The following is a 19,129-nucleotide window of genomic DNA, read 5'->3' as shown; positions in this document are numbered from 1 at the left end:
GCGGGCGGAATCTGCGTGATAACCTCGAATCGATGAGCCCGTCCCGTACCGTCGCGCGCATCGGAGCATGCGCCCTCGTCCTCGCTCTCGCCGGCTGCGCGATGCAGCCGCCACCGCAGGTGCCGCAGCCGGTGGTGCCACCGGCCGCGCCCGGCACCGACCCGCTGCCGCCACCGCTGCCCCGGATGCCGTTCGAGCAGGCCCGCGCGCAGTTCGTGCGCGACACCGCACGCGCCACGGGGCTCGATCCGGCGGTGATCGAGGCCACGCTCGCCAAGGCGCAGAAGCGCGACAGCATCATCGCGGCGATGTCGCGGCCGGCCGAGGCCAAGCCCTGGCGCGACTACCGCCCGATCTTCATGACCGATGCGCGGATCAACGGCGGCCGCGCCTTCATGGCCGAGCATCGCGACGCGCTGGCGTCGGCGGAGGCACGCCACGGGGTGCCCGCCGAGATCATCACCGCGATCATCGGCGTGGAGACGCAGTACGGCGGCAACAAGGGCTCCTATCCGGTGCTCGATGCGCTCTACACCCTCGCCTTCTGGTACCCGCGCACCGGCGACCCGGCCAAGGCCGAACGCGAGGATCGCCGCGAGGCCTTCTTCCGCAATGAGCTGATGGAGCTGTTCGCGCTCGGTCGCGAGACCGGCTTCGACATCAGCCAGCTCAAGGGCAGCTATGCGGGTGCGATGGGCTGGGGCCAGTTCATGCCCTCGAGCTACCGCCAGTTTGCGGTCGACGGCGACGGCGACGGCCGCCGCGACCTGTTCGACAGCACCGACGACGTCTTCCACTCGATCGCCAACTACTTCGTGAAGAAGGGCGGCTGGACGCGCGGCGCGCCGGTGGCGGTGCGCGCGAGCTTCGATGCGACCAAGCCGCCGTTCGTGCCCGAGGCGCTCGATCCGATCTACACCCTCGCCGAGCTGCGTGCCCGCGGCTACCAGCCGCTCGGCGCGGTGCCCCCGGGCGTGCCGATGGTGCCGCTCAAGTACGACGGCGCGAACGGCGTCGAATACTGGCTAGGCTTCCGCAATTTCTACGCGATCACCCGCTATAACATCTCCAAGCATTACGCGATGGCGGTGTACCAGCTGAGCGAGTCGATCGCCGGCCGGGACATCCCGCCGCTCCCCGTCGCATCCGGAGCCGCCCCGGCCCCATGAAGAACACCGTCGTCGTCCTGCTGTGCGCGGGCCTCGCCGCCTGCGCCAGCGCTCCGCGCAGCCGCGCGCCCGCCGTCGCCCCCGGTCCTGTCGTCGTCCCGCCCCCGGTCGCCTCGGGCTGCAGCGGCGTGTCCCCGTACGCGCCCGCGCAGGAGGATCTGTCCAAGCGTGGCGACTATGTGGCCGGCGGCCTGTTCCGTCCGGGCGAGCGCGACCGCGTGCCGGGCGCGGTGCCGGACGTCACGTGCATTCCGGAGCCGCAGGTCGTGGCGCTGCCGCGCTCCAAGCTCGGCAACAAGCCCGTCTACACCGTGCTCGACCGCGAATACCGCGTGCTCGACGACACCCGCGGCTATACGGAGGAAGGCCTCGCGAGCTATTACGGCGAGAAGTTCCACGGCCGCCGCACCTCGAACTGGGAGGTGTACGACATGTACGCCTTCTCCGCGGCGCACAAGACGCTGCCGCTGCCGAGCTTCGCGCGCGTCACGAACCTGCAGAACGGCCGCAGCGTGGTGGTGCGCGTGAACGACCGCGGCCCGTTCCACGAGGGGCGCGTGATGGACCTGAGCCTCGCCGCCGCGGTGAAGCTCGGCATCCATCCGGCCGGCACCGGCCGCGTGCGCGTCGAGGCGCTGCAGCCGGGTGACCCGGCCACGGGCTCCACCTTCGCGCAGGCAGCGCCGCCGACCGGCCTCGACACCGTCGTCGCCGCACTGCCCCCGGCCGCGCCGATGCCCACCGCGGTGCCGCTGCCCACGCCGGCGGCGAACGGCCACCGCTTCGACATGCAGCAGGGCGGCCGTACCTCGACCGCGGGCGAATTCGACGCCTGGATGGGCCAGCGCGGCGTGCGCATCGCGACGGGCCGCCCGGCACCGGTGATGGCGCCGTCCGTGGCATCGGTGGATGCACCGGCGCCTGCGGCACCGCAGTCCGTGCGCGCGGCCCCGGCGACGGCTCCGGCACCCGTGTTCGTCCCCGTGCAGGCGCCCGCCCCGATCGCCGCTCCCGGCGCGACCGGCGGCATCGTCCTGCAGCTCGCGAGCTTCGCCTCGCGCGACAATGCCGACCGCGCGCTGGCCACGCTCCGGCAGGCCGGCATCGCCGAAGCCCGCCTGCACGACGCGCTGTCCAACGGCCAGCCGGTCTGGCGCCTGCGCGTCGGCCCGCTCACCGCGGAGGCCGAGCCCGCGCTCGTCGCCCGCCTCGCCGGCCTCGGCTTCGCCGCACCGCGCCGCGTCCACGACTAATCCATTCGATCCACCCGCCGGTCCGCCGGCCCGGAGTCCCCCATGACCGCCACGTTCCGCCTTGCGAGCCTGTTCTCGGCCGCCTGCCTCACCGTCGGCCTCGGCTTCGCCGTCGCCCAGCCCGCCGTGCCCGCGCCCGCACCGACCGCGAGCGAGGCGCTGCCCGTCCCGCCGCCGCCCAAGCCGGTGGCGAAGTCGTGGGTGCTGATCGATTTCGCCAGCGGCAACGTGCTGGCCGGCGAGAACGTCGACATGCCGGTGGAGCCGGCGAGCATCACCAAGGTGATGACGAGCTACGTGATCGCCGCCGAGCTCAAGGGCGGCAAGATCAAGCGCGACGACCAGGTCATGATGACCGAGAACGCCTGGCGCTCCGGCGGCGCGGGCACCGACGGCTCCTACTCCGGCTTCGAGGTCAACAAGACGGCGCCGCTGGAGCAGATGGAGATCGGCATGGTGGTGCAGTCGGGCAACGACGCCGCGATCGCGCTGGCCGAGCACGCCGCCGGCAGCGAGCAGGCGTTCGCCGCGCTGATGAACCAGTACGCCAAGCGCATCGGCCTGAAGAACACGCACTGGGTCAATCCGCACGGCCTGCCGGCCGAGGGGCACATGTCGACCGCGCGCGACCTCGCGCTGCTCGGCCGCGCGCTGATCCGCGACTTCCCCGAGGCCTACAGCTACAACAAGATCAAGTCGTTCAAGGTCGGCCCGATCCAGCAGGACAACCGCAACCTGCTGCTGTGGCGCGATTCCACCGTCGACGGCATCAAGACCGGCCACACCGGCGCGGCGGGCTACTGCCTGATGGCCTCGGCCAAGCGCGGTGACCAGCGCCTGATCTCGGTGGTGATGGGCTCGACCTCGGTCGACCAGCGCACCAACGACTCGCAGGCGCTGCTCAACTGGGGCTTCCGCTTCTTCGAGACACATCCGCTGTATGCGGCGAACAAGCAGATCGCGGTGCAGAAGGTCTGGAAGGGCGCGCAGAACGAGGTGCGCCTGGGCCTCGCGCAGCCGCTGCTGGTCACCCTGCCGCGCGGGCGCTACCCGCAGCTCAAGCCGGTGATGGACGTGCCGAAGTCGCTGATCGGCCCGGTGAAGAAGGGCCAGCAGATCGGCAGCGTGAAGGTGATGCTCGACGGCAAGGTGCTCGTGCAGCGCCCGCTGGTGGCGCTCGAAGCCGTCGAGGAAGCGGGCTTCTTCAAGCGCCTCTGGCACGAACTGCTGATGTGGTGGGAATCCTGATTAACCCGACGGAGCCGGCGAACGCCGGCTCCGTCATTTCCGGCGCCCGTTGGCGCGCGTGCAATCGTCCCCATAATCCGCGCATGGACATCCATTCCGACAATCCCGAGCACGGCTTCCAGTTCCCCGGCGAGTTCGAGCTGTGCGCGATGGGCCTGGCTTCGGCCGACCTGCCCTCCGTGCTTCCGCGCCGCCTCGCCGAGGCCGGCGTGCAGGTGCTGCACGGCGGCGTGAGCTGGAAGCCGTCGTCGAACGGCAAGTACGTCTCGGTGCGCATTCCGTTCCTCGCCCCCGACCGCGACGCGCACGATCGCGCGCACGCGCTGCTGCGCGAGCACCCGGACGTGAAGTGGACGCTGTGAGCCTGCCCGCCGCGCACGTGCGCGACCTCGGCCGGCGTGCCTACGAGCCGGTGTGGCGCGCCATGCAGGCCTTCACGGATGCGCGCACCGAGGCTACCGCCGACGAGCTGTGGCTGGTCGAGCACGAGCCCGTCTTCACCCTCGGGCAGGCGGGCAAGCCCGAGCACGTTCTGATGCCCGGCGACATCCCGGTGCTGCACGTCGACCGCGGTGGCCAAGTCACGTACCACGGCCCCGGCCAGATCGTGCTGTATCCGCTGCTCGACCTGCGCCGGCTGAAGGTCGGCGTGAAGGACTACGTCTGCAAGGTCGAGCAGGCGATGATCGACACACTCGCCGACTGGAACATCGAGGCCGTGCGCCGCGCCGGCGCGCCCGGCGTCTACGTCGGCGACGCGAAGATCGGTGCGCTGGGCATCCGCGTGCGCCACGGCTGCACGTTCCATGGCCTCGCCTTCAACATCGCGATGGACCTCGAGCCGTTCCGCCGGATCAATCCCTGCGGTTACGCCGGCCTGCAGGTGACGAGCCTGGCCGACCTCGGCGGCCCGTCGGGGCTCGAGGTGGTCAAGCCGGCACTGGTCGCGCACGTCGCCCGCCAGTTCGGGCTGCGGACGATCGAGGTGGCGGACCAGCCGGGCTTCGTCGTCACCGGGCCGCCACTGGCCGAGGCCTGAAGCCTCGCCCGGCCCGGTGGGTCGGGCCTTCGCGATACCCCCTGCGGCGCGACGCGACCGCTGCTCCGGTCGGCGCGGCGATCGCCGTCTTCGCGCCCGACACGCCACGAGCCGCCCGTTTCGCCCGTGCCCCGGCGCATCCTACCGCCGGCATCCCACCCGACCGCCCGCGACGTTCCATCGATGCACGAACCGCGCTTTGGCGTTCGACCCCGCGGCGCGGGACAATACCCGCCCGGCCCCGGCCGGACCGCCGCCCACAGGCCATCGCCATGTCCGAGTCCGTCTCCCGCACGATCCCCCTCGCCGTCGTCGACGCGGGCGCGCCCGCGCCGCTGGTCGAGGGCGCCAAGCAGCTCGGCGGCGACAAGATCGCGCGCAGTCCGGTGAAGTTCGAGGACGCGCCGGTGCTGCGCAAGCCGTCGTGGATCCGCGTGCGCATCCCGTCGGGCAATGCAGTGGCGAACCTCAAGGCGAAGCTGCGCGAGAACCGCCTCGTCACGGTCTGCGAGGAAGCCAGCTGCCCGAACATCCACGAATGCTTCGGCCACGGTACCGCCACCTTCATGATCCTCGGCGAGGTCTGCACGCGCCGCTGCAGCTTCTGCGACGTCGCCCACGGCCGTCCGAAGCCGCCGGATGCCGGCGAGCCGCTCAAGCTCGCGCAGACGGTCGCGGACATGGGCCTGCGCTACGTGGTGGTCACCAGCGTCGACCGCGATGACCTCCGCGACGGCGGCGCACAGCATTTTGTCGACTGCATCCGTGAGATCCGCGCGCATTCGCCGCGCACAAAGATCGAGGTGCTCACGCCGGATTTCCGCGGCAAGGGCCGCATGGACCGCGCGCTGGAGATCCTCGCGACGAGCCCGCCGGACGTCTTCAACCACAACATCGAGACGGTGCCGGACCTGTATCCGAACGTGCGCCCCGGCGCCGACTACCAGTGGTCGCTGACGCTGCTCAAGCGCTTCAAGGCGCAGCATCCCGAGGTCGCGACCAAGTCGGGCGTGATGCTCGGGCTCGGCGAGACGATGGAGCAGGTGCAGGACACGCTCCGTCACCTGCGCGCGCACGACGTCGACATGGTGACGATCGGCCAGTACCTGCAGCCGACGCCGCACCACCACCCCGTGATGAAGTACTGGACGCCCGACGAGTTCAAGCAGCTGGAGGACTTCGGCTATGCGCTCGGCTTCACGCACGTGGCGTCCGGGCCGCTGGTGCGCTCGTCCTATCACGCCGACCGCTCGGCGATCGAAGCGGGCGTCGTGGAGACCGCCTGACCGGCACGCTGCGTCCCACGGGGCGATGCATCCGTGCCGGAGCATGACGGCGCCGACCGCCGCTGGGTGACGCACCCCACGAAACCGCCTGAACGCGCGCCGACCGCCGGCCCGCGCGGCTTGCAGTCGCGCGCCGATCGCGTTCAGATGCAGGCATGCCGTGCATGCAACTTTCGGCACTGGAGCGCGGTCACAACCGCGTCCACCGTGGACCCTCCGGCACGCCCGCCGGACCCTGATTCGGCGGCCCACCGCCCGGTATCGATGAAGCTCAAGACCTCCCTGCTCGCGCTGTTCCTCGCCGTCCCGGTCGCGCTGCTCGCCCGGCCCGACGCGGCGTCCTCCGCCACCCCGCTGTCGCCCACGGCCGAACAGGCCAAGGCCGCCGAGCTGCTGCACGGCTGGCTCTCCGACAGCCGCTACGCCTACCGGCCGCGCGCGCTCGACGATGCGCTGTCGCAGGAGGTCTACCGCCGCTACCTCGAGTCGCTCGACCCGAACAAGCAGTTCTTCACCGCGGCGGACATCGCGAAGTTCGACGCGCACAAGCTGCAGCTCGACGATGCGATCAAGTCGGGCGACATCGCGCCGGCGTACGCGATCTTCGAGGCCTACATGCAGCGCGCGAAGGCGCGCTCGCAGTACGCGCGCGACCTGCTCAAGCAGGACATCTTCGACTTCACCGGCAACGACCGCTTCGTCTATGACCGCGAGGACGTGCCGTGGGCGGCGAACGAGGGCGAGCTCGACCAGGTCTGGCGCCAGTCCGTGCGCAACGACTGGCTGCGCTTGAAGCTCGCCGGCAAGCAGCCCGAGGACATCCGCAAGACGCTCGACAAGCGCTATGCGAACGTCGCGACGAGCGTGGCCGAGCTCAAGGGCGAGGACGTCGTGCAGACGTTCCTCAACGCCTACGCGAACGCGATCGATCCGCACACCGACTACTTCACCCCCCGCTCGGCCGACAACTTCAACCTGTCGATGAGCAACACGCTCGAGGGCATCGGCGCCGTGCTGCAGAAGCAGGACGACGTCGTGGCGATCCGCGAGATCGTGCCGGGCGGGCCCGCGTCGAAGACGGGCAAGGTCAAGCCGGGCGATCGCGTGGTCGCGGTCGGCCAGGGCGACAGCGGTGCGATGGAGGATGTGGTCGGCTGGCGCATCGACGACGTCGTGGCCAAGATCCGCGGCGCCAAGGGCACGCGCGTACGGCTCGACGTGATTCCGGCCGAGGCGGGCCTGGACAGCAAGCCCAACCGCATCACCATCGTGCGCGAGCGCGTGCGCCTCGAGGACCAGGCGGCGAAGGCCGAGACGATCGAGATCCCGGGCACGAACGGCGGCCCCGCGCAGAAGATCGGCGTGATCAAGCTGCCGACCTTCTACCAGGACTTCGAGGCGCGTCGCCGCAATGCGGCCGACTACGCCTCGGCCACGCGCGACGTCGCCAAGCTGCTGCAGGTGCTGCGCCAGCAGAACGTCGACGGCGTGGTGCTCGACCTGCGCAACAACGGCGGCGGCTCGCTCGACGAGGCCGTCGAGCTCACCGGCCTGTTCATCGACCAGGGCCCCGTGGTGCAGGTGCGCGAGTCCGGCGGCCGCGTCTCGGTCAACGGCGACGACGACGACCAGATCGTGTGGACCGGCCCGCTCGCGGTGCTGATCAACCGCGGCTCGGCCTCGGCGTCGGAGATCTTCGCCGGCGCGATCCAGGACTACGGCCGCGGCCTCGTCATCGGCGAGACCACGTTCGGCAAGGGCACCGTGCAGAACCTCGTGGACCTCGACCGCTGGCCGATCAGCCAGGAGGACCGCTACGGCCAGGTCAAGCTCACCATCGCGCAGTTCTTCCGCGTGAGCGGCGGCTCGACGCAGCACAAGGGCGTGGTGCCGGACATCGCCTTCCCGGCGTCGGTGGACGCCAGCGAGTTCGGCGAGAGCACCTACGACAACGCGCTGCCGTGGACACGCATCGCCTCGGTGCCGCACACCTCGTATGGCGACTTCCGCCCGATCATGCCGACGCTCACGCAGCGTCACCTCGCGCGCATCGCGAGCGACCGCGAGTTCCAGTGGTGGTCGCAGGACGTCGCGCAGTTCCGCAAGGAGCGCGCGGAGAAGTCGGTCTCGCTCAACGAGGCCGAGCGCCGCGCCGAGCGCGATCGCGAGGACGCCAAGCGCAAGGAGCGCCAGCTCGCGCGCCAAGCCGCGGGCCTCGCGCTCGACCCGCTGGCCGACGACGTCGACGACGGCCTGCAGGCCGGCGAGCGCGACATCGCCAAGGACGCGCAGCGCGAGAAGCTCGCCGAGAAGCGCCCGGACCCGCTGCTGCGCGAGGCCTCGGCGATCCTCGCCGACGCCGTGCGCCTGCTCGAGTCCGATCGCCAGCTCTCGGCAAAGGTGCTGCCGACCGCGCAGACGCCGGGGCACTGGGCGGACTGATCGACCCAGGTGTGTGTATTCGAACGGGGCGCCGCGAGGCGCCCCGTTTCGTTCTGGGCCCACGCGTGCGGCATGGATCGATGCGCGGTCCAGGCTCGACCGCGCGGCATCGCGCGTCGGTTGAAACCGCGGACACGTGCATTCGGCGACGCTTCAACGCGCCATGGCCGGCGGCGCCCGGAACGGACCGGAGCGCCGCGGGATGCTTCCCGCAGGCAGCATGAACGACCCTGCCGTCGACGCGCACGCGCAGCGCAGCGCATGAATCGGATAGCCGTTCGCATCCGGCCGCACTACGCTGCCTCCATGCGCACGAACGCCGCCCCCGATCCCCGCCTCGATCGCGCCCGCGCCCTGCTCGACGCCGGCGAGCCCACGCTCGCCGAGCTCGGCCACGCCGTCGGCCTGAGCCCCGCGCACCTGCAGCGCCGCTTCACCGCGCGCTTCGGCCTGAGCCCGGCGGAATACCTCGCGCAACGCAAGCTCGGCCGGCTGAAGCAGGCACTGCGCGACGGGCTGGAGGCCACCGACGCGATCTACGAAGCGGGCTACGGCTCGGCCTCGCGCGTCTACGACGCGGGCGCCGCGCGGCTGGGCATGACGCCCGCGCGCTATTCGCGCGGTGGCGCGGGCGAAGTGATCCGCTGGAGCCTGATCGACACCGCGCTCGGCCGTGCGCTGGTCGCCACGACGCTGCGCGGCATCTGCGCGGTCGAGCTGGGTGACGACGATGTCGAGCTCGAGGCACGCCTGCGCCGCGAATTCCCACGCGCGTCGCTCGAGCGTGTCGATGCCGGGCGCGACGAATTCCTCGCGCCGCGCCTGCGCGCGGTGGCGGACGCGCTTGCGGGCATCGCGACGGATGTCGAGATCGATCTCGTCGGCACCGCCTTCCAGACGCGGGTCTGGCAGGCGCTCATGCGCATTCCGCGCGGCGAGACGCGCAGCTATCGCGAACTCGCCGAGTCGCTCGGTGCACCACGCGGCGCGCGTGCGGTAGCGCGCGCCTGCGCCGGCAATCGCGTCGCGATCCTCGTGCCCTGCCACCGCGTGGTGCGCGGCGACGGCTCGCTCGGCGGCTACCGCTGGGGCCTGCCGCTGAAGGCACGCGTGCTGGAGCGCGAAGCCGGCTAGGCCGCGCTCGCCGCTTCCCCCGCGCGCGCGATCTCCTCGGCGACCGCCGCGAACACCACGCCCTCCTCCTCGAGCCGCTTCCGGTGCGGGCAGATCACCTGCATGTAGTCGGCATCGAAGTTCAGGCGCTCGACGAGAAAGTCGACGAAGGCACGCACTTTCGGCGACTGCACGCGCCCCTTCGGGAACACCGCATTGCAGTCGACTTCCGGGCCGACCCAGCCGGCGAGCACGCGTCGCACCAGACCCTGCTCCACATACGCCTTCGCGGTGATGTCGCTGGTCAGCATCAGCCCTTCGCCGCACATCAGCGCACCGGTGAGGAAGCCCGGGTCGTTCGCGACGAGTACGGGGTCGACACGGTAGTCGACCGTGCGCTCGCCGTCCGACAGCGCCCACCAGTACGCGCCGTTGCGGCGGTACTTGGAGAACGTGAGCGCGCGATGGTGCTGCAGGTCGTCGGGATGCAGCGGCTCGCCGTGGCGAGCCACATAACCGGGGCTCGCGTACACCTGCGAGCGGAACGTGCCGAGCTTGCGCGCGACGAGGTTGGAATCGGGGAGGTGGCCGACGCGCAGCGCGACGTCGATCTCCTTGTCGATGAGGTCGAGCGGCTCGTTGGTGAGCACCATCTCGACACGCACTTCCGGATGCAGCGCGTGGAAGTCGCCGAGCAGCGGCGCGATCCACGTCATGCCGATCGAATACGGCGCGGTGACGCGCAGCCAGCCGCGCGGCCCGCCCTGCAACTGGCTCACCGCGCTCTCGGCCTCGTCGAGCTCGCGCGCGATGCGCTGGCAATGCTCGAAGTAGACATTGCCCGCCTCGGTGAGGCCGAGCTTGCGCGTGGTGCGATGCAGGAGCTGTGCACCGAGCCGCGTCTCGAGGTCCTGCACCTTGCGGCTCACGGTCGTCTTGGGCAGGCGCAGGGCGCGCGCGGCGGAGATGAAGCTGCCGTGCTCGACCACTTTGACGAAGACGAGGGTGTCGTTGAGATCGCGGGACATGGCCGGGCTCCTTGGGGACGGGCGCAGGATCGCATGCGGACGTTACGCCTTTTGTCCCGGCGACGGGATAATTTTTCCCCGAACTGTGGGCTAATCAAACGCCACCGACAGGCCTAGCCTGCGCAGCCTCCCCTCCGAGGTCGCCGCCATGGCCCCCGTCCGACTCGCCCGACTGCTGACCTCCGGCCTGTTCCTGGCCGGCGCGACCGGCGTGCTCGGGCTCGGCGTCACGCTGGCCGCGCAAGGCCTCGGTGGCGGACGAGGCGAGGCCTGGCTGCTCGCCTGGGGCCTGCTGTTCGCTGTACTCGTGCCCGCGGCCGCGCTCGTGCTGATGGCCGTGTCGATGCTCGCAGGGCGTGCCCCGCGCAGCCGGACTGTCCCGAATCCGGGGCGAACTGTCCCGAGGACGGGACAATGATCGGCGCCCTGCTCGTCATCGGCGCGACCGGCACGATCGGTCGCGCGGTCGTCGAGGCCGCGCTGGCGCAGGGCCGTGCGGTGGTCGCGGTGGCGCGCGGCTGCACGGCGCTGAGCGCACTCGAGGCCGCACACCCCGGCGCCGACCTCACCTGCCTGCGCGCCTCGCTCTCCTGCGAGCGGGGCGGCGCGCGGCTGGTCACGCGCCTGCGCCGCCTCGGCCGCCCGATCGGCGACGTGGTACTCGCGTTGCGTGGCGCGGGCGAGCGCGGCCGCGTGCTCGACGCTTCCGCCGACGCACTGCGCCAGCGCATCGACGACGACGTGCAGCCCTGCCTGGTCGCGGCGCGCCACCTGCTGCCCTGGCTCGCCACGCAGGCGCCGGGCGCGCGCTTCGTCGTGGTCGGCGGGCCGGGCAGCGAGACGCCCTGGGCGGGCTACGGCCATCGCTCCATCGGCGCGGCGGCCCTGAAGATGCTGGTGCGCGTGCTGCACGAGGAGGCTCGCGCGACCGGCGTGCGCGTGCAGATGCTCGACGTGGATCGCCCCGCCTGCACCGAACGCAACCGCGAGCAGGCCTGTCCGCAGTGGCCGCGTGCGCGCGCCATCGGCGAGCAGGCCGCGCGGCTCGCCTCGACGCGCGACGCGCGCGCGCCGGCGATCGTCCCCTTCCGCGATCCGGCGCCGATGCGCGCCGGCAACCACCTCACCGCCGCGCGCGCGCTGCTGCATGCGCTGGCGACCCCGAATCCCCCCCAGGAGCCCTCCCCATGACCGCATCGAATCCGTCGCGGCTGTCCGTCTTTGCGCTGGCGATCGCCACCGCGCTCGTCGTTGCCGGCTGCACCTCGCAGGCCGAATCCGCCCCGGCGATGCCGCCGCCGCCCGAGGTGAGCGTCGCGCAGGTGCTCGCCAAACCCGTGCGCGACTGGGACGACTTCACCGGCCGACTGCAGGCGGTGGAGACCGTCGAGCTGCGCCCGCGCGTGAGCGGGCACGTCGAGCGCGTGGCCTACCGCGAAGGCGATCTGGTACGCCGCGGCGACCTGCTGTTCACCATCGACCCGCGCCGGTACAAGGCCAACCTCGACCGCGCGATCGCCGAGCTCGAGCGGGCGCGCAGCGAGGCGCGGCTCGCGCAATCGCAGGACCGCCGCGCGCAGATGCTGGTCGACGCCAAGGCCATCTCGCGCGAGGAGTTCGAGGCGCGGCGTGCCGCGTCCTCGCAAGGCAATGCCGCGGTGCGCGCCGCCGAAGCCGCCGTCGCCGCCGCGCGGCTCGAGCTGCAGTACACCCAGGTGCGCGCGCCGATCTCCGGCCGCGCAGGGCGCGCGCTGGTGACCGAAGGCAATCTCGCGCAGGCGGACTCGACCGTGCTCGCCACGCTCGTCTCGGTCGATCCGGTGCACGTCTACTTCGAGACGGACGAGCAGACCTACCTGCGCCATCGCGAGGCCGGTGGCGGCAGCGGGGAGGGCAGCCCGGTGCGCGTCGGCCTCGCCAACGAGACGGGCTATCCGCACGAGGGGCGCCTGGACTTCGTCGACAACCAGGTCGACCCGCGCACTGGCACCATCCGCGCGCGGGCCGTGCTGCGCAACCCGGACGGGCAGTTCACCCCGGGCCTGTTCGCCCGCGTGCAGCTGCAGGGCGGCGCCGAGCGCAGCGCGTTGCTGATCGACGACCGCGCGGTGCTCACCGACCAGGACCGCAAGTACGTCTACGTGCTGGGCGCGAAGAACACCGCCGAGCGCCGCGACGTGGTGCTCGGGCGCATGGCCGACGGGCTGCGCGTGGTCGAGTCCGGCCTCAAGCCGGCCGACCGCGTGATCGTGCACGGCGTGCAGAAGGTGTTCTTCCCCGGCATGCCGGTCCAGCCCAAGCCCATCGCGATGGGCGCCGCGCCGCCGTCGCCAGCCGTGGCCGCCCGCTAAGCGCTCCACCGCGCCACGACGTCTCCCCGCTTCCGGCTCCGGCCGGAGGCCCGGGCCCCTGCGGCCCGGATATCCGCCAAGGACCGAGCCATGGACTTCTCCCGCTTCTTCATCGACCGCCCGATCTTCGCGGCCGTGCTCTCGATCGTGATCTTCGCCGCCGGCCTGATCGCGATCCCGATGCTGCCGATCGGCGAATACCCCGAGGTGGTGCCGCCCTCGGTGGTGGTGCGCACCGTCTACCCGGGCGCGAACCCGAAGGTGATCGCCGAGACGGTGGCCACGCCGCTCGAGGAGGCCATCAACGGCGTCGAGGACATGATGTACGTCAAGTCCGTCGCCGGCTCCGACGGCGTGCTGCAGATGACCGTCACCTTCCGCCCCGGCACCGATGCCGACGAAGCCGCGGTGAAGGTGCAGAACCGCGTGAGCCAGGCGCTCGCGCGCCTGCCCGAGGACGTGCGCCGGCAGGGCGTGACCACGCAGAAGCAGTCGCCCACCTTCCTGATGGTGGTGCACCTGACCTCGCCGAACGGCAAGTACGACACCCTCTACCTGCGCAACTACGCCCGCCTGCACGTCAAGGACGAGCTCGCCAAGATCCGCGGCGTGGGCGATGCGCAGATCTTCGGCGGCGGCGACTACGCCATGCGCGCCTGGCTCGATCCCGACAAGCTCGCCGCGCGCGGCCTGACCGCCGGCGATGCGGTGCGCGCGATGCGCGAGCAGAACATGCAGGTCTCGGCCGGCCAGCTCGGCGCCGAGCCGATGCCCGATTCGCGCTTCCTCACCTTGATCAACGCGCAGGGCCGCCTGCGCACCGAGCAGGAGTTCGGGCAGATCGTGCTGGAGAGCGGCACGGACGGGCAGATCGTGCGCCTCGCGGACGTCGCGCGGCTGGAGCTCGGCGCCGGCGACTACACCCTGCGCTCGCAGCTCGACGGCAAGAACGCCGTCGGCATCGGCATCTTCCAGGCGCCGGGCGCGAACGCGCTGGAGATCCGCGACGAGGTCATCGCCCGGATGGAGGCGATGAAGTCGCGCTTCCCCGAGGGCGTGGCGTATGCCTCGGTCTACGACACCACGATCTTCGTGCGTGACTCGATCAAGTCGGTGGTGACCACGCTGCTGGAGGCCACCGCGCTCGTCGTGCTGGTGGTGATCCTGTTCCTGCAGACCTGGCGCGCGTCGATCATCCCGCTGATCGCCGTGCCGGTGTCGGTGGTCGGCACGTTCGCCGCGCTCCACCTGCTGGGCTTCTCGATCAACACGCTGACGCTGTTCGGCCTCGTGCTCGCGATCGGCATCGTGGTGGACGACGCGATCGTCGTCGTCGAAAACGTCGAGCGCAACATCGAGGAGGGCCTCACGCCGCTCGCCGCCGCGCACCAGGCGATGAAGGAGGTCTCCGGCCCAATCATCGCCATCGCGCTGGTGCTGTGCGCGGTGTTCGTGCCGATGGCCTTCCTGTCGGGCGTCACCGGGCAGTTCTACAAGCAGTTCGCGGTGACGATCGCCATCTCGACGGTGATCTCGGCGATCAACTCGCTCACGCTCTCGCCGGCACTCGCCGCGCGCCTGCTCAAGCCGCACGGCGCGCCGAAGGATGCGCCCACGCGCCTGATCGACCGCCTGTTCGGCTGGATCTTCCGCCCGTTCAATCGCTTCTTCACCACGAGCGCGGGCCGCTACCAAGCCGCCGTCTCGCGCACGCTCGGTCGTCGCGGCGCGGTGTTCGCGGTGTACGCCGGCCTGCTCGTCGCCACCGGCCTGATGTTCCAGGCCGTGCCGCCGGGCTTCATCCCGACGCAGGACAAGGGCTACCTGATCGCCGGCGTGAAGCTGCCGGAGGGCTCCTCGATCGCCCGGACCGACGCCCTGCTGCGCAAGGTCAGCGAGATCGCGATGCAGACCGAGGGCGTCGAGCATTCGATCGCCTTCCCGGGCCTCAATGCGCTGCAGTTCACCAATACGCCGAACACGGGCGTGGCGTTCCTGACGCTCAAGCCGTTCCATGAGCGCGCGCGCTCGGCGGCGGAGATCAACGCCGAGATCAACCAGAAGATCGGTGCGCTGCAGGAGGGCTTCACCTTCTCCTTCATGCCGCCGCCGATCCTCGGCTTGGGCAACGGCAACGGCTACCAGCTCTTCATCGAGGACCGGGCCGGTCTGGGCTACGGCGCGCTGCAGGGCGCGGTGCAGTCGCTGCAGGGCGCGGTCGCGCAGACGCCGGGCATGGCCTTCCCGATCACGAGCTACCAGGCCAACGTGCCGCAGCTCGATGCCGAGGTCGACCGCGTCAAGGCCAAGGCGCAGGGCGTGCCGCTCACCGAGCTGTTCGACACGCTGCAGACCTACCTCGGCAGCGCGTACGTGAACGACTTTAACCAGTTCGGCCGCACCTGGCAGGTGATCGCCCAGGCGGACGCGCCGTTCCGCGACAGCGTCGAGGACATCGCGGGCCTGCGCACGCGCAACGACCGCGGCGAGATGGTGCCGGTCGGCTCGATGGTGACGATCCGCCAGACCTACGGCCCCGACCCGGTGCTGCGCTACAACGGCTACCCGGCGGCCGACCTCGCGGGCGAGGCCGATCCGCGGACGCTGTCCTCGTCCGAGGCGATGGAAACGATGGCCGAGCTCGCGGCGAAGACGCTGCCGCGCGGCATGGACATCGAGTGGACCGACCTGAGCTACCAGCAGGCCACGCAGGGCGACGCCGCGCTGGTCGTGTTCCCGCTCGCGGTGCTGCTCGCCTTCCTCGTGCTCGCCGCGCTCTACGAGAGCTGGACGCTGCCGCTCGCGGTGATCCTGATCGTGCCGATGACGCTGCTCTCCGCGCTCGCCGGCGTCTGGCTGGCCGGCGGCGACAACAACGTCTTCGTGCAGGTGGGCCTGGTGGTGCTGATGGGCCTGGCCTGCAAGAACGCGATCCTGATCGTGGAGTTCGCCCGCGAGCTGGAACTGCAGGGCCGCTCGATCGTCGACGCCGCGCTCGAGGCCTGTCGCCTGCGCCTGCGCCCGATCGTGATGACCTCGATCGCCTTCATCGCCGGCACCGTGCCGCTGGTGATCGCGTCCGGCGCCGGCGCCGAGGTGCGCGCCGCCACCGGCGTGACGGTCTTCGCCGGAATGCTCGGCGTGACGCTGTTCGGCCTGTTCCTGACGCCGGTGTTCTACGTCGCCCTGCGCAAGCTCTCGCGCCGCGAGCTCGTCCGCCACGACGACGCGCACGGCGACGTCCACGCGCTCCCCGCCTGATCCATCGCATGCCGCGGATATCGCGCGGCGTGCGTCGCTCGCAACCTCACATCTCCCCGAACGAAGGAATCCGATCATGAGCACCGACACCCGCATCGCCCTCGTCACCGGCGCCACCCGTGGCATCGGCCTGGAGACCGTCCGCCAGCTCGCCACCGCCGGTCTTCGCGTCCTCCTCGCCGGCCGCGACCTCACGCGCGCCACCGCCGCCGCGCTGCCGTTCAAGGCCGACGGGCTCGACGTCGAGCCGATCACGCTCGACGTGACGGATGAGGCCAGCATCGCCGCCGCCGTCGACGAAGTGACCCGCCGCCACGGCCGCCTCGACGTTCTGGTCAACAATGCCGGCGTCTTCATCGACGACTTCTCGCTCGCACCCTCGCAGCAGTCGCTGAAAGTCTGGCGCGAGACGTTCGACACCAACCTGTTCGGCGCGGTCGCGGTGACGCAGGCGTTCCTGCCGCTGCTCAGGCAGTCGCCGGCCGCGCGCATCGTCAACGTCTCCAGCCTGCTCGGCTCGCTGACCTCGCACACCGACCCGGCCTCGCCGATCTTCAACTTCAAGATGCCCGCCTACGACGCCTCGAAGTCCGCGCTCAATGCCTGGACGGTGCACCTCGCGCACGAGCTGCGCGACACGGGCATCAAGGTGAACGCCGTGCATCCGGGCTCGGTGAAGACCGACATGAATGCCGGTGGCGAGCTCGACGTGGTCACCGGCGCGCGCACTAGCGTCGACATGGCGCTGCTGGGCGATGAAGGCCCGAACGGCGGCTTCGTGCATCTGGGCGAGGTGCTGCCGTGGTAAGGCCGCTCGCCCTCGCGACGCTCGCCGTCGCGCTCGCGGCGTGCACGGTCGGCCCGGACCATGTGCGCCCGGGCACGCCGGTGCCCGACCGCTTCGTGCGCGGTGCCGAGCTGCCGGCATCGACGACCGCCGTCGCCGATCCCGCGGCGCCGTTCTGGCATCGCGTCGGCGATCCGGTGCTCGCGGCGCTGATCGACGATGCGCTCCTGGCCAACCGCGACCTGCAGGCCGCGCTCGCCAACCTCGATCGCGCTCGTGCGCTCCTGCGCGGCGCGCGCTTGGACCGCCTGCCGACCGTGACCGCCGGCGCGGGTGGCAGCGAGACGGAGCCGTCGCGCGATGCGTCGCCCACCGGCGACACGCGTGCGGTGCGCAGCTATGCGGCGCAGGCCAATGCGAGCTGGGAGATCGACCTGTTCGGCCGCGTGCGCCGCGGCGTCGAGGCGCAGCAGGCCGAGGCCTGGGCGACCGCCGGTGATCTCGACGCGCTGCAGGTCGCGGTGGTCGGCGAGCTGGCGCGCACCTACGTCGACCTGCGCGGCGCGCAGGAGCGCCTGCGCGTGGCGCGTGCCAATGCGGACGTGCAGCGCGAGACGCTGCGACTCGTGGAGACGCTGGACTCGGCCGGTCGCGGTACCGCGTTCGACACGGCACGCTCGCGCGCGCAGCTCGAGTCCACGCTCGCCCGCGTGCCCGCACTGGAGGCCGCGGAAGCGGTCGCGATGCATCGCATCGCCGTGCTGACCGGCCGCACGCCGGACGGACTCGTCGAGCGGCTGCGCACGGCGGCGCCCATCCCCGCGATCGAGGCCCGCATCGCCGACGAGACGCCGGCCTCGCTGCTGCGCCGGCGTCCCGACGTCGCGGCCGCCGAGCACCGCCTGCACGCGGCCACCGCGCGCATCGGCGTGAGCACCGCCGATCTGTTCCCGCGCCTCACGCTGGGCGGCCTGCTCGGCACGCAGGCCGCCGACGCCGGCGACCTGTTCGAGGGCGGCAGCCGCACGGGGCTGGTCGCCTTGGGGATCGACTGGTCGTTCCTCGATGTCGGCCGCGTGCGCGCCCGCATCCGTGCGGCGGAGGCCGGCGCCGACGTCGCGCTCGCGCAGTACGAGCAGACGGTCTTCACCGCGCTCGAGGAGACCGAGAACGCGCTCGTGCGCCATTCGCGGGCACAGCGCGAGGCCGAGCACCTGCGACGCGCGGCGGCCGACAGCGGCGATGCCGCGCGGCTCGCCCGCGTGCGCTACCAGGCGGGTGCATCGGGCCTGCTCGAGGTGCTCGACGCCGAGCGGGGCCGCCTGCAGGCCGAGGACGCCCTCGCCGACGCGCAGGCGCGTGCCGCGTCGACCGCGGTGCAGGTGTACTCCGCACTCGCCGGCGGCTGGCCGGATCACCGGCCGGCGCCGGTGCGGCGTACCGCGAGCGCGAAGTGAGCCCCGCGCGACGGCGGCTTCCCCCGAGCGTCGTCGCCCGCCGAACCGCTGTCAGGCGGAACGCCGCCGCATCGTGCTCCCACCCGTGCGTGGTCCGACCTGAGCTGCAGCGTCGTCGCTCACCGCGCCACCGCATCCGCTCCGGGGCCCGGGGCTCGGAGACGGCGCGCCCGTCAGCGGCGCCGTCGCGGCCCCGAGCGCGTGGGCAGCTGCAGGCCCGCCTTGACCACGTCGAAGACCATGCGTGTCTCGTAGCGGCGCACGGTGCCCTCGTCGCTGAAGAGCCGTTCGGCGACCTCGCGCGTGTGCGCCACGCCGCCGGTGGCCAGCAGCACGAGGTAGTCCCACTCGCCGGCCAGCACGTAGCACTGCTGCACCTCGGGTGCGGCGCGCATGCGCGCGGCAAACGCCGCGTGCCGCTTGGCGGACTCGCGCTCCATCGACACCAGCACCATCGCGAGCGTGGAGGTCGCCAGCCGCGCCGGGTCGAGCACGGCCACCTGCCGCATCAGGCCGGCCTCGCGATAGCGGCGGATCCGTCGCTGCACCGCGCTCGCCGAGAGCCCCACCTTCTCGCCCAAAGCGGCGAGCGTGACGTCGGCATCGCGCTGCAGCAGGTCGAGCAGGCGGTGGTCGAAATCGTCGAGCGGTGGAACGCTGTGGGCCATGCAAGATTTTTGCGCCACGACGCGGTT

At 71.6% G+C, this 19,129-nt stretch carries 16 protein-coding genes; 14 read left to right on the top strand and 2 right to left on the bottom strand.

The window, feature by feature from the left end:
* Positions 1 to 32: 32 nt before the first annotated feature.
* The 8 genes from mltB to ACYVJJ_RS05810 all read left to right on the top strand — a co-directional run bounded on the left by mltB (position 33) and on the right by ACYVJJ_RS05810 (position 9,571).
* On the top strand, positions 33 to 1,169 hold the full coding sequence (gene mltB, locus ACYVJJ_RS05845; protein WP_460831894.1) for a lytic murein transglycosylase B: 1,137 nt from the start codon (positions 33 to 35) through the stop codon (positions 1,167 to 1,169).
* Positions 1,145 to 2,422: a septal ring lytic transglycosylase RlpA family protein gene (locus ACYVJJ_RS05840; RefSeq protein ID WP_460831950.1), complete on the top strand. Its 1,278-nt coding sequence runs from the start codon at positions 1,145 to 1,147 to the stop codon at positions 2,420 to 2,422. Before mltB ends, ACYVJJ_RS05840 begins: the two co-directional genes overlap by 25 nt.
* Before the next feature lie 42 nt (positions 2,423 to 2,464).
* On the top strand, positions 2,465 to 3,670 hold the full coding sequence (locus ACYVJJ_RS05835; protein WP_460831893.1) for a D-alanyl-D-alanine carboxypeptidase family protein: 1,206 nt from the start codon (positions 2,465 to 2,467) through the stop codon (positions 3,668 to 3,670).
* Between the two features lie 83 nt (positions 3,671 to 3,753).
* Positions 3,754 to 4,032, top strand: a complete 279-nt coding sequence (locus tag ACYVJJ_RS05830; RefSeq protein ID WP_460831892.1) for a DUF493 family protein — start codon at positions 3,754 to 3,756, stop codon at positions 4,030 to 4,032.
* The gene (gene lipB / locus ACYVJJ_RS05825; RefSeq protein WP_460831890.1) at positions 4,020 to 4,709 is read left to right on the top strand and encodes a lipoyl(octanoyl) transferase LipB; all 690 of its coding nucleotides are present in this window, start codon (positions 4,020 to 4,022) and stop codon (positions 4,707 to 4,709) included. Before ACYVJJ_RS05830 ends, lipB begins: the two co-directional genes overlap by 13 nt.
* 272 nt (positions 4,710 to 4,981) lie before the next feature.
* Positions 4,982 to 5,995, top strand: coding sequence for a lipoyl synthase (lipA, locus tag ACYVJJ_RS05820; protein ID WP_460831888.1), 1,014 nt, complete (start codon positions 4,982 to 4,984; stop codon positions 5,993 to 5,995).
* Between the two features lie 264 nt (positions 5,996 to 6,259).
* Positions 6,260 to 8,437, top strand: a complete 2,178-nt coding sequence (locus ACYVJJ_RS05815) for a carboxy terminal-processing peptidase (protein ID WP_460831886.1) — start codon at positions 6,260 to 6,262, stop codon at positions 8,435 to 8,437.
* Between the two features lie 306 nt (positions 8,438 to 8,743).
* Positions 8,744 to 9,571, top strand: coding sequence for a methylated-DNA--[protein]-cysteine S-methyltransferase (locus ACYVJJ_RS05810; RefSeq protein ID WP_460831885.1), 828 nt, complete (start codon positions 8,744 to 8,746; stop codon positions 9,569 to 9,571).
* Here the strand turns inward: ACYVJJ_RS05810 and ACYVJJ_RS05805 are convergent.
* The gene (locus tag ACYVJJ_RS05805) at positions 9,568 to 10,578 is read right to left on the bottom strand and encodes a LysR family transcriptional regulator (RefSeq protein WP_460831884.1); all 1,011 of its coding nucleotides are present in this window, start codon (positions 10,576 to 10,578) and stop codon (positions 9,568 to 9,570) included. The two genes, ACYVJJ_RS05810 and ACYVJJ_RS05805, sit on opposite strands and share 4 nt — an antisense overlap.
* 148 nt (positions 10,579 to 10,726) lie before the next feature.
* Here ACYVJJ_RS05805 and ACYVJJ_RS05800 point away from each other — a divergent pair, with 148 nt between their 5' ends.
* The 6 genes from ACYVJJ_RS05800 to ACYVJJ_RS05775 all read left to right on the top strand — a co-directional run bounded on the left by ACYVJJ_RS05800 (position 10,727) and on the right by ACYVJJ_RS05775 (position 18,434).
* Positions 10,727 to 10,996, top strand: coding sequence for a hypothetical protein (locus tag ACYVJJ_RS05800; RefSeq protein ID WP_460831882.1), 270 nt, complete (start codon positions 10,727 to 10,729; stop codon positions 10,994 to 10,996).
* Complete coding sequence (locus ACYVJJ_RS05795) at positions 10,993 to 11,769, top strand: SDR family NAD(P)-dependent oxidoreductase (RefSeq protein ID WP_460831881.1); 777 nt, start codon at positions 10,993 to 10,995, stop codon at positions 11,767 to 11,769. Before ACYVJJ_RS05800 ends, ACYVJJ_RS05795 begins: the two co-directional genes overlap by 4 nt.
* On the top strand, positions 11,766 to 12,929 hold the full coding sequence (locus ACYVJJ_RS05790; RefSeq protein ID WP_460831880.1) for an efflux RND transporter periplasmic adaptor subunit: 1,164 nt from the start codon (positions 11,766 to 11,768) through the stop codon (positions 12,927 to 12,929). The genes ACYVJJ_RS05795 and ACYVJJ_RS05790 overlap by 4 nt, the downstream gene beginning before the upstream one ends.
* A 90-nt stretch (positions 12,930 to 13,019) precedes the next feature.
* Entirely contained in the window at positions 13,020 to 16,190 is a 3,171-nt protein-coding gene (locus ACYVJJ_RS05785) for an efflux RND transporter permease subunit (protein WP_460831878.1), read from the top strand.
* Positions 16,191 to 16,266: 76 nt separating this feature from the next.
* Positions 16,267 to 16,998 carry an SDR family oxidoreductase gene (locus ACYVJJ_RS05780; protein WP_460831877.1) on the top strand — a complete coding sequence of 244 codons (732 nt, stop codon included), beginning with the start codon at positions 16,267 to 16,269 and terminating at the stop codon, positions 16,996 to 16,998.
* The gene (locus tag ACYVJJ_RS05775; protein ID WP_460831875.1) at positions 16,992 to 18,434 is read left to right on the top strand and encodes an efflux transporter outer membrane subunit; all 1,443 of its coding nucleotides are present in this window, start codon (positions 16,992 to 16,994) and stop codon (positions 18,432 to 18,434) included. The genes ACYVJJ_RS05780 and ACYVJJ_RS05775 overlap by 7 nt, the downstream gene beginning before the upstream one ends.
* 173 nt (positions 18,435 to 18,607) lie before the next feature.
* Here the strand turns inward: ACYVJJ_RS05775 and ACYVJJ_RS05770 are convergent, their stop codons facing one another.
* On the bottom strand, positions 18,608 to 19,102 hold the full coding sequence (locus ACYVJJ_RS05770) for an Lrp/AsnC family transcriptional regulator (RefSeq protein WP_460831874.1): 495 nt from the start codon (positions 19,100 to 19,102) through the stop codon (positions 18,608 to 18,610).
* Positions 19,103 to 19,129: the final 27 nt, after the last annotated feature.

Source organism: Lysobacter humi (ex Lee et al. 2017), assembly GCF_054781815.1.
The sequence above is the reverse complement of the archived record's forward strand: the minus strand, read 5'-3'. Positions and strand labels throughout refer to the sequence as shown.

Bases quoted from the DNA above. Each gene is read 5' to 3' on its own strand.
- mltB (WP_460831894.1), top strand. From the start codon at position 33: ATGAGCCCGTCCCGTACCGTCGCGCGCATCGGAGCATGCGCCCTCGTC.
- lipA (WP_460831888.1), top strand. From the start codon at position 4,982: ATGTCCGAGTCCGTCTCCCGCACGATCCCCCTCGCCGTCGTCGACGCG.
- ACYVJJ_RS05790 (WP_460831880.1), top strand. From the start codon at position 11,766: ATGACCGCATCGAATCCGTCGCGGCTGTCCGTCTTTGCGCTGGCGATC.
- ACYVJJ_RS05805 (WP_460831884.1), bottom strand. From the start codon at position 10,578: ATGTCCCGCGATCTCAACGACACCCTCGTCTTCGTCAAAGTGGTCGAG.
- ACYVJJ_RS05795 (WP_460831881.1), top strand. From the start codon at position 10,993: ATGATCGGCGCCCTGCTCGTCATCGGCGCGACCGGCACGATCGGTCGC.
- ACYVJJ_RS05815 (WP_460831886.1), top strand. From the start codon at position 6,260: ATGAAGCTCAAGACCTCCCTGCTCGCGCTGTTCCTCGCCGTCCCGGTC.
- ACYVJJ_RS05770 (WP_460831874.1), bottom strand. From the start codon at position 19,102: ATGGCCCACAGCGTTCCACCGCTCGACGATTTCGACCACCGCCTGCTC.
- ACYVJJ_RS05810 (WP_460831885.1), top strand. From the start codon at position 8,744: ATGCGCACGAACGCCGCCCCCGATCCCCGCCTCGATCGCGCCCGCGCC.
- ACYVJJ_RS05780 (WP_460831877.1), top strand. From the start codon at position 16,267: ATGAGCACCGACACCCGCATCGCCCTCGTCACCGGCGCCACCCGTGGC.
- ACYVJJ_RS05830 (WP_460831892.1), top strand. From the start codon at position 3,754: ATGGACATCCATTCCGACAATCCCGAGCACGGCTTCCAGTTCCCCGGC.
- ACYVJJ_RS05835 (WP_460831893.1), top strand. From the start codon at position 2,465: ATGACCGCCACGTTCCGCCTTGCGAGCCTGTTCTCGGCCGCCTGCCTC.
- ACYVJJ_RS05785 (WP_460831878.1), top strand. From the start codon at position 13,020: ATGGACTTCTCCCGCTTCTTCATCGACCGCCCGATCTTCGCGGCCGTG.
- ACYVJJ_RS05800 (WP_460831882.1), top strand. From the start codon at position 10,727: ATGGCCCCCGTCCGACTCGCCCGACTGCTGACCTCCGGCCTGTTCCTG.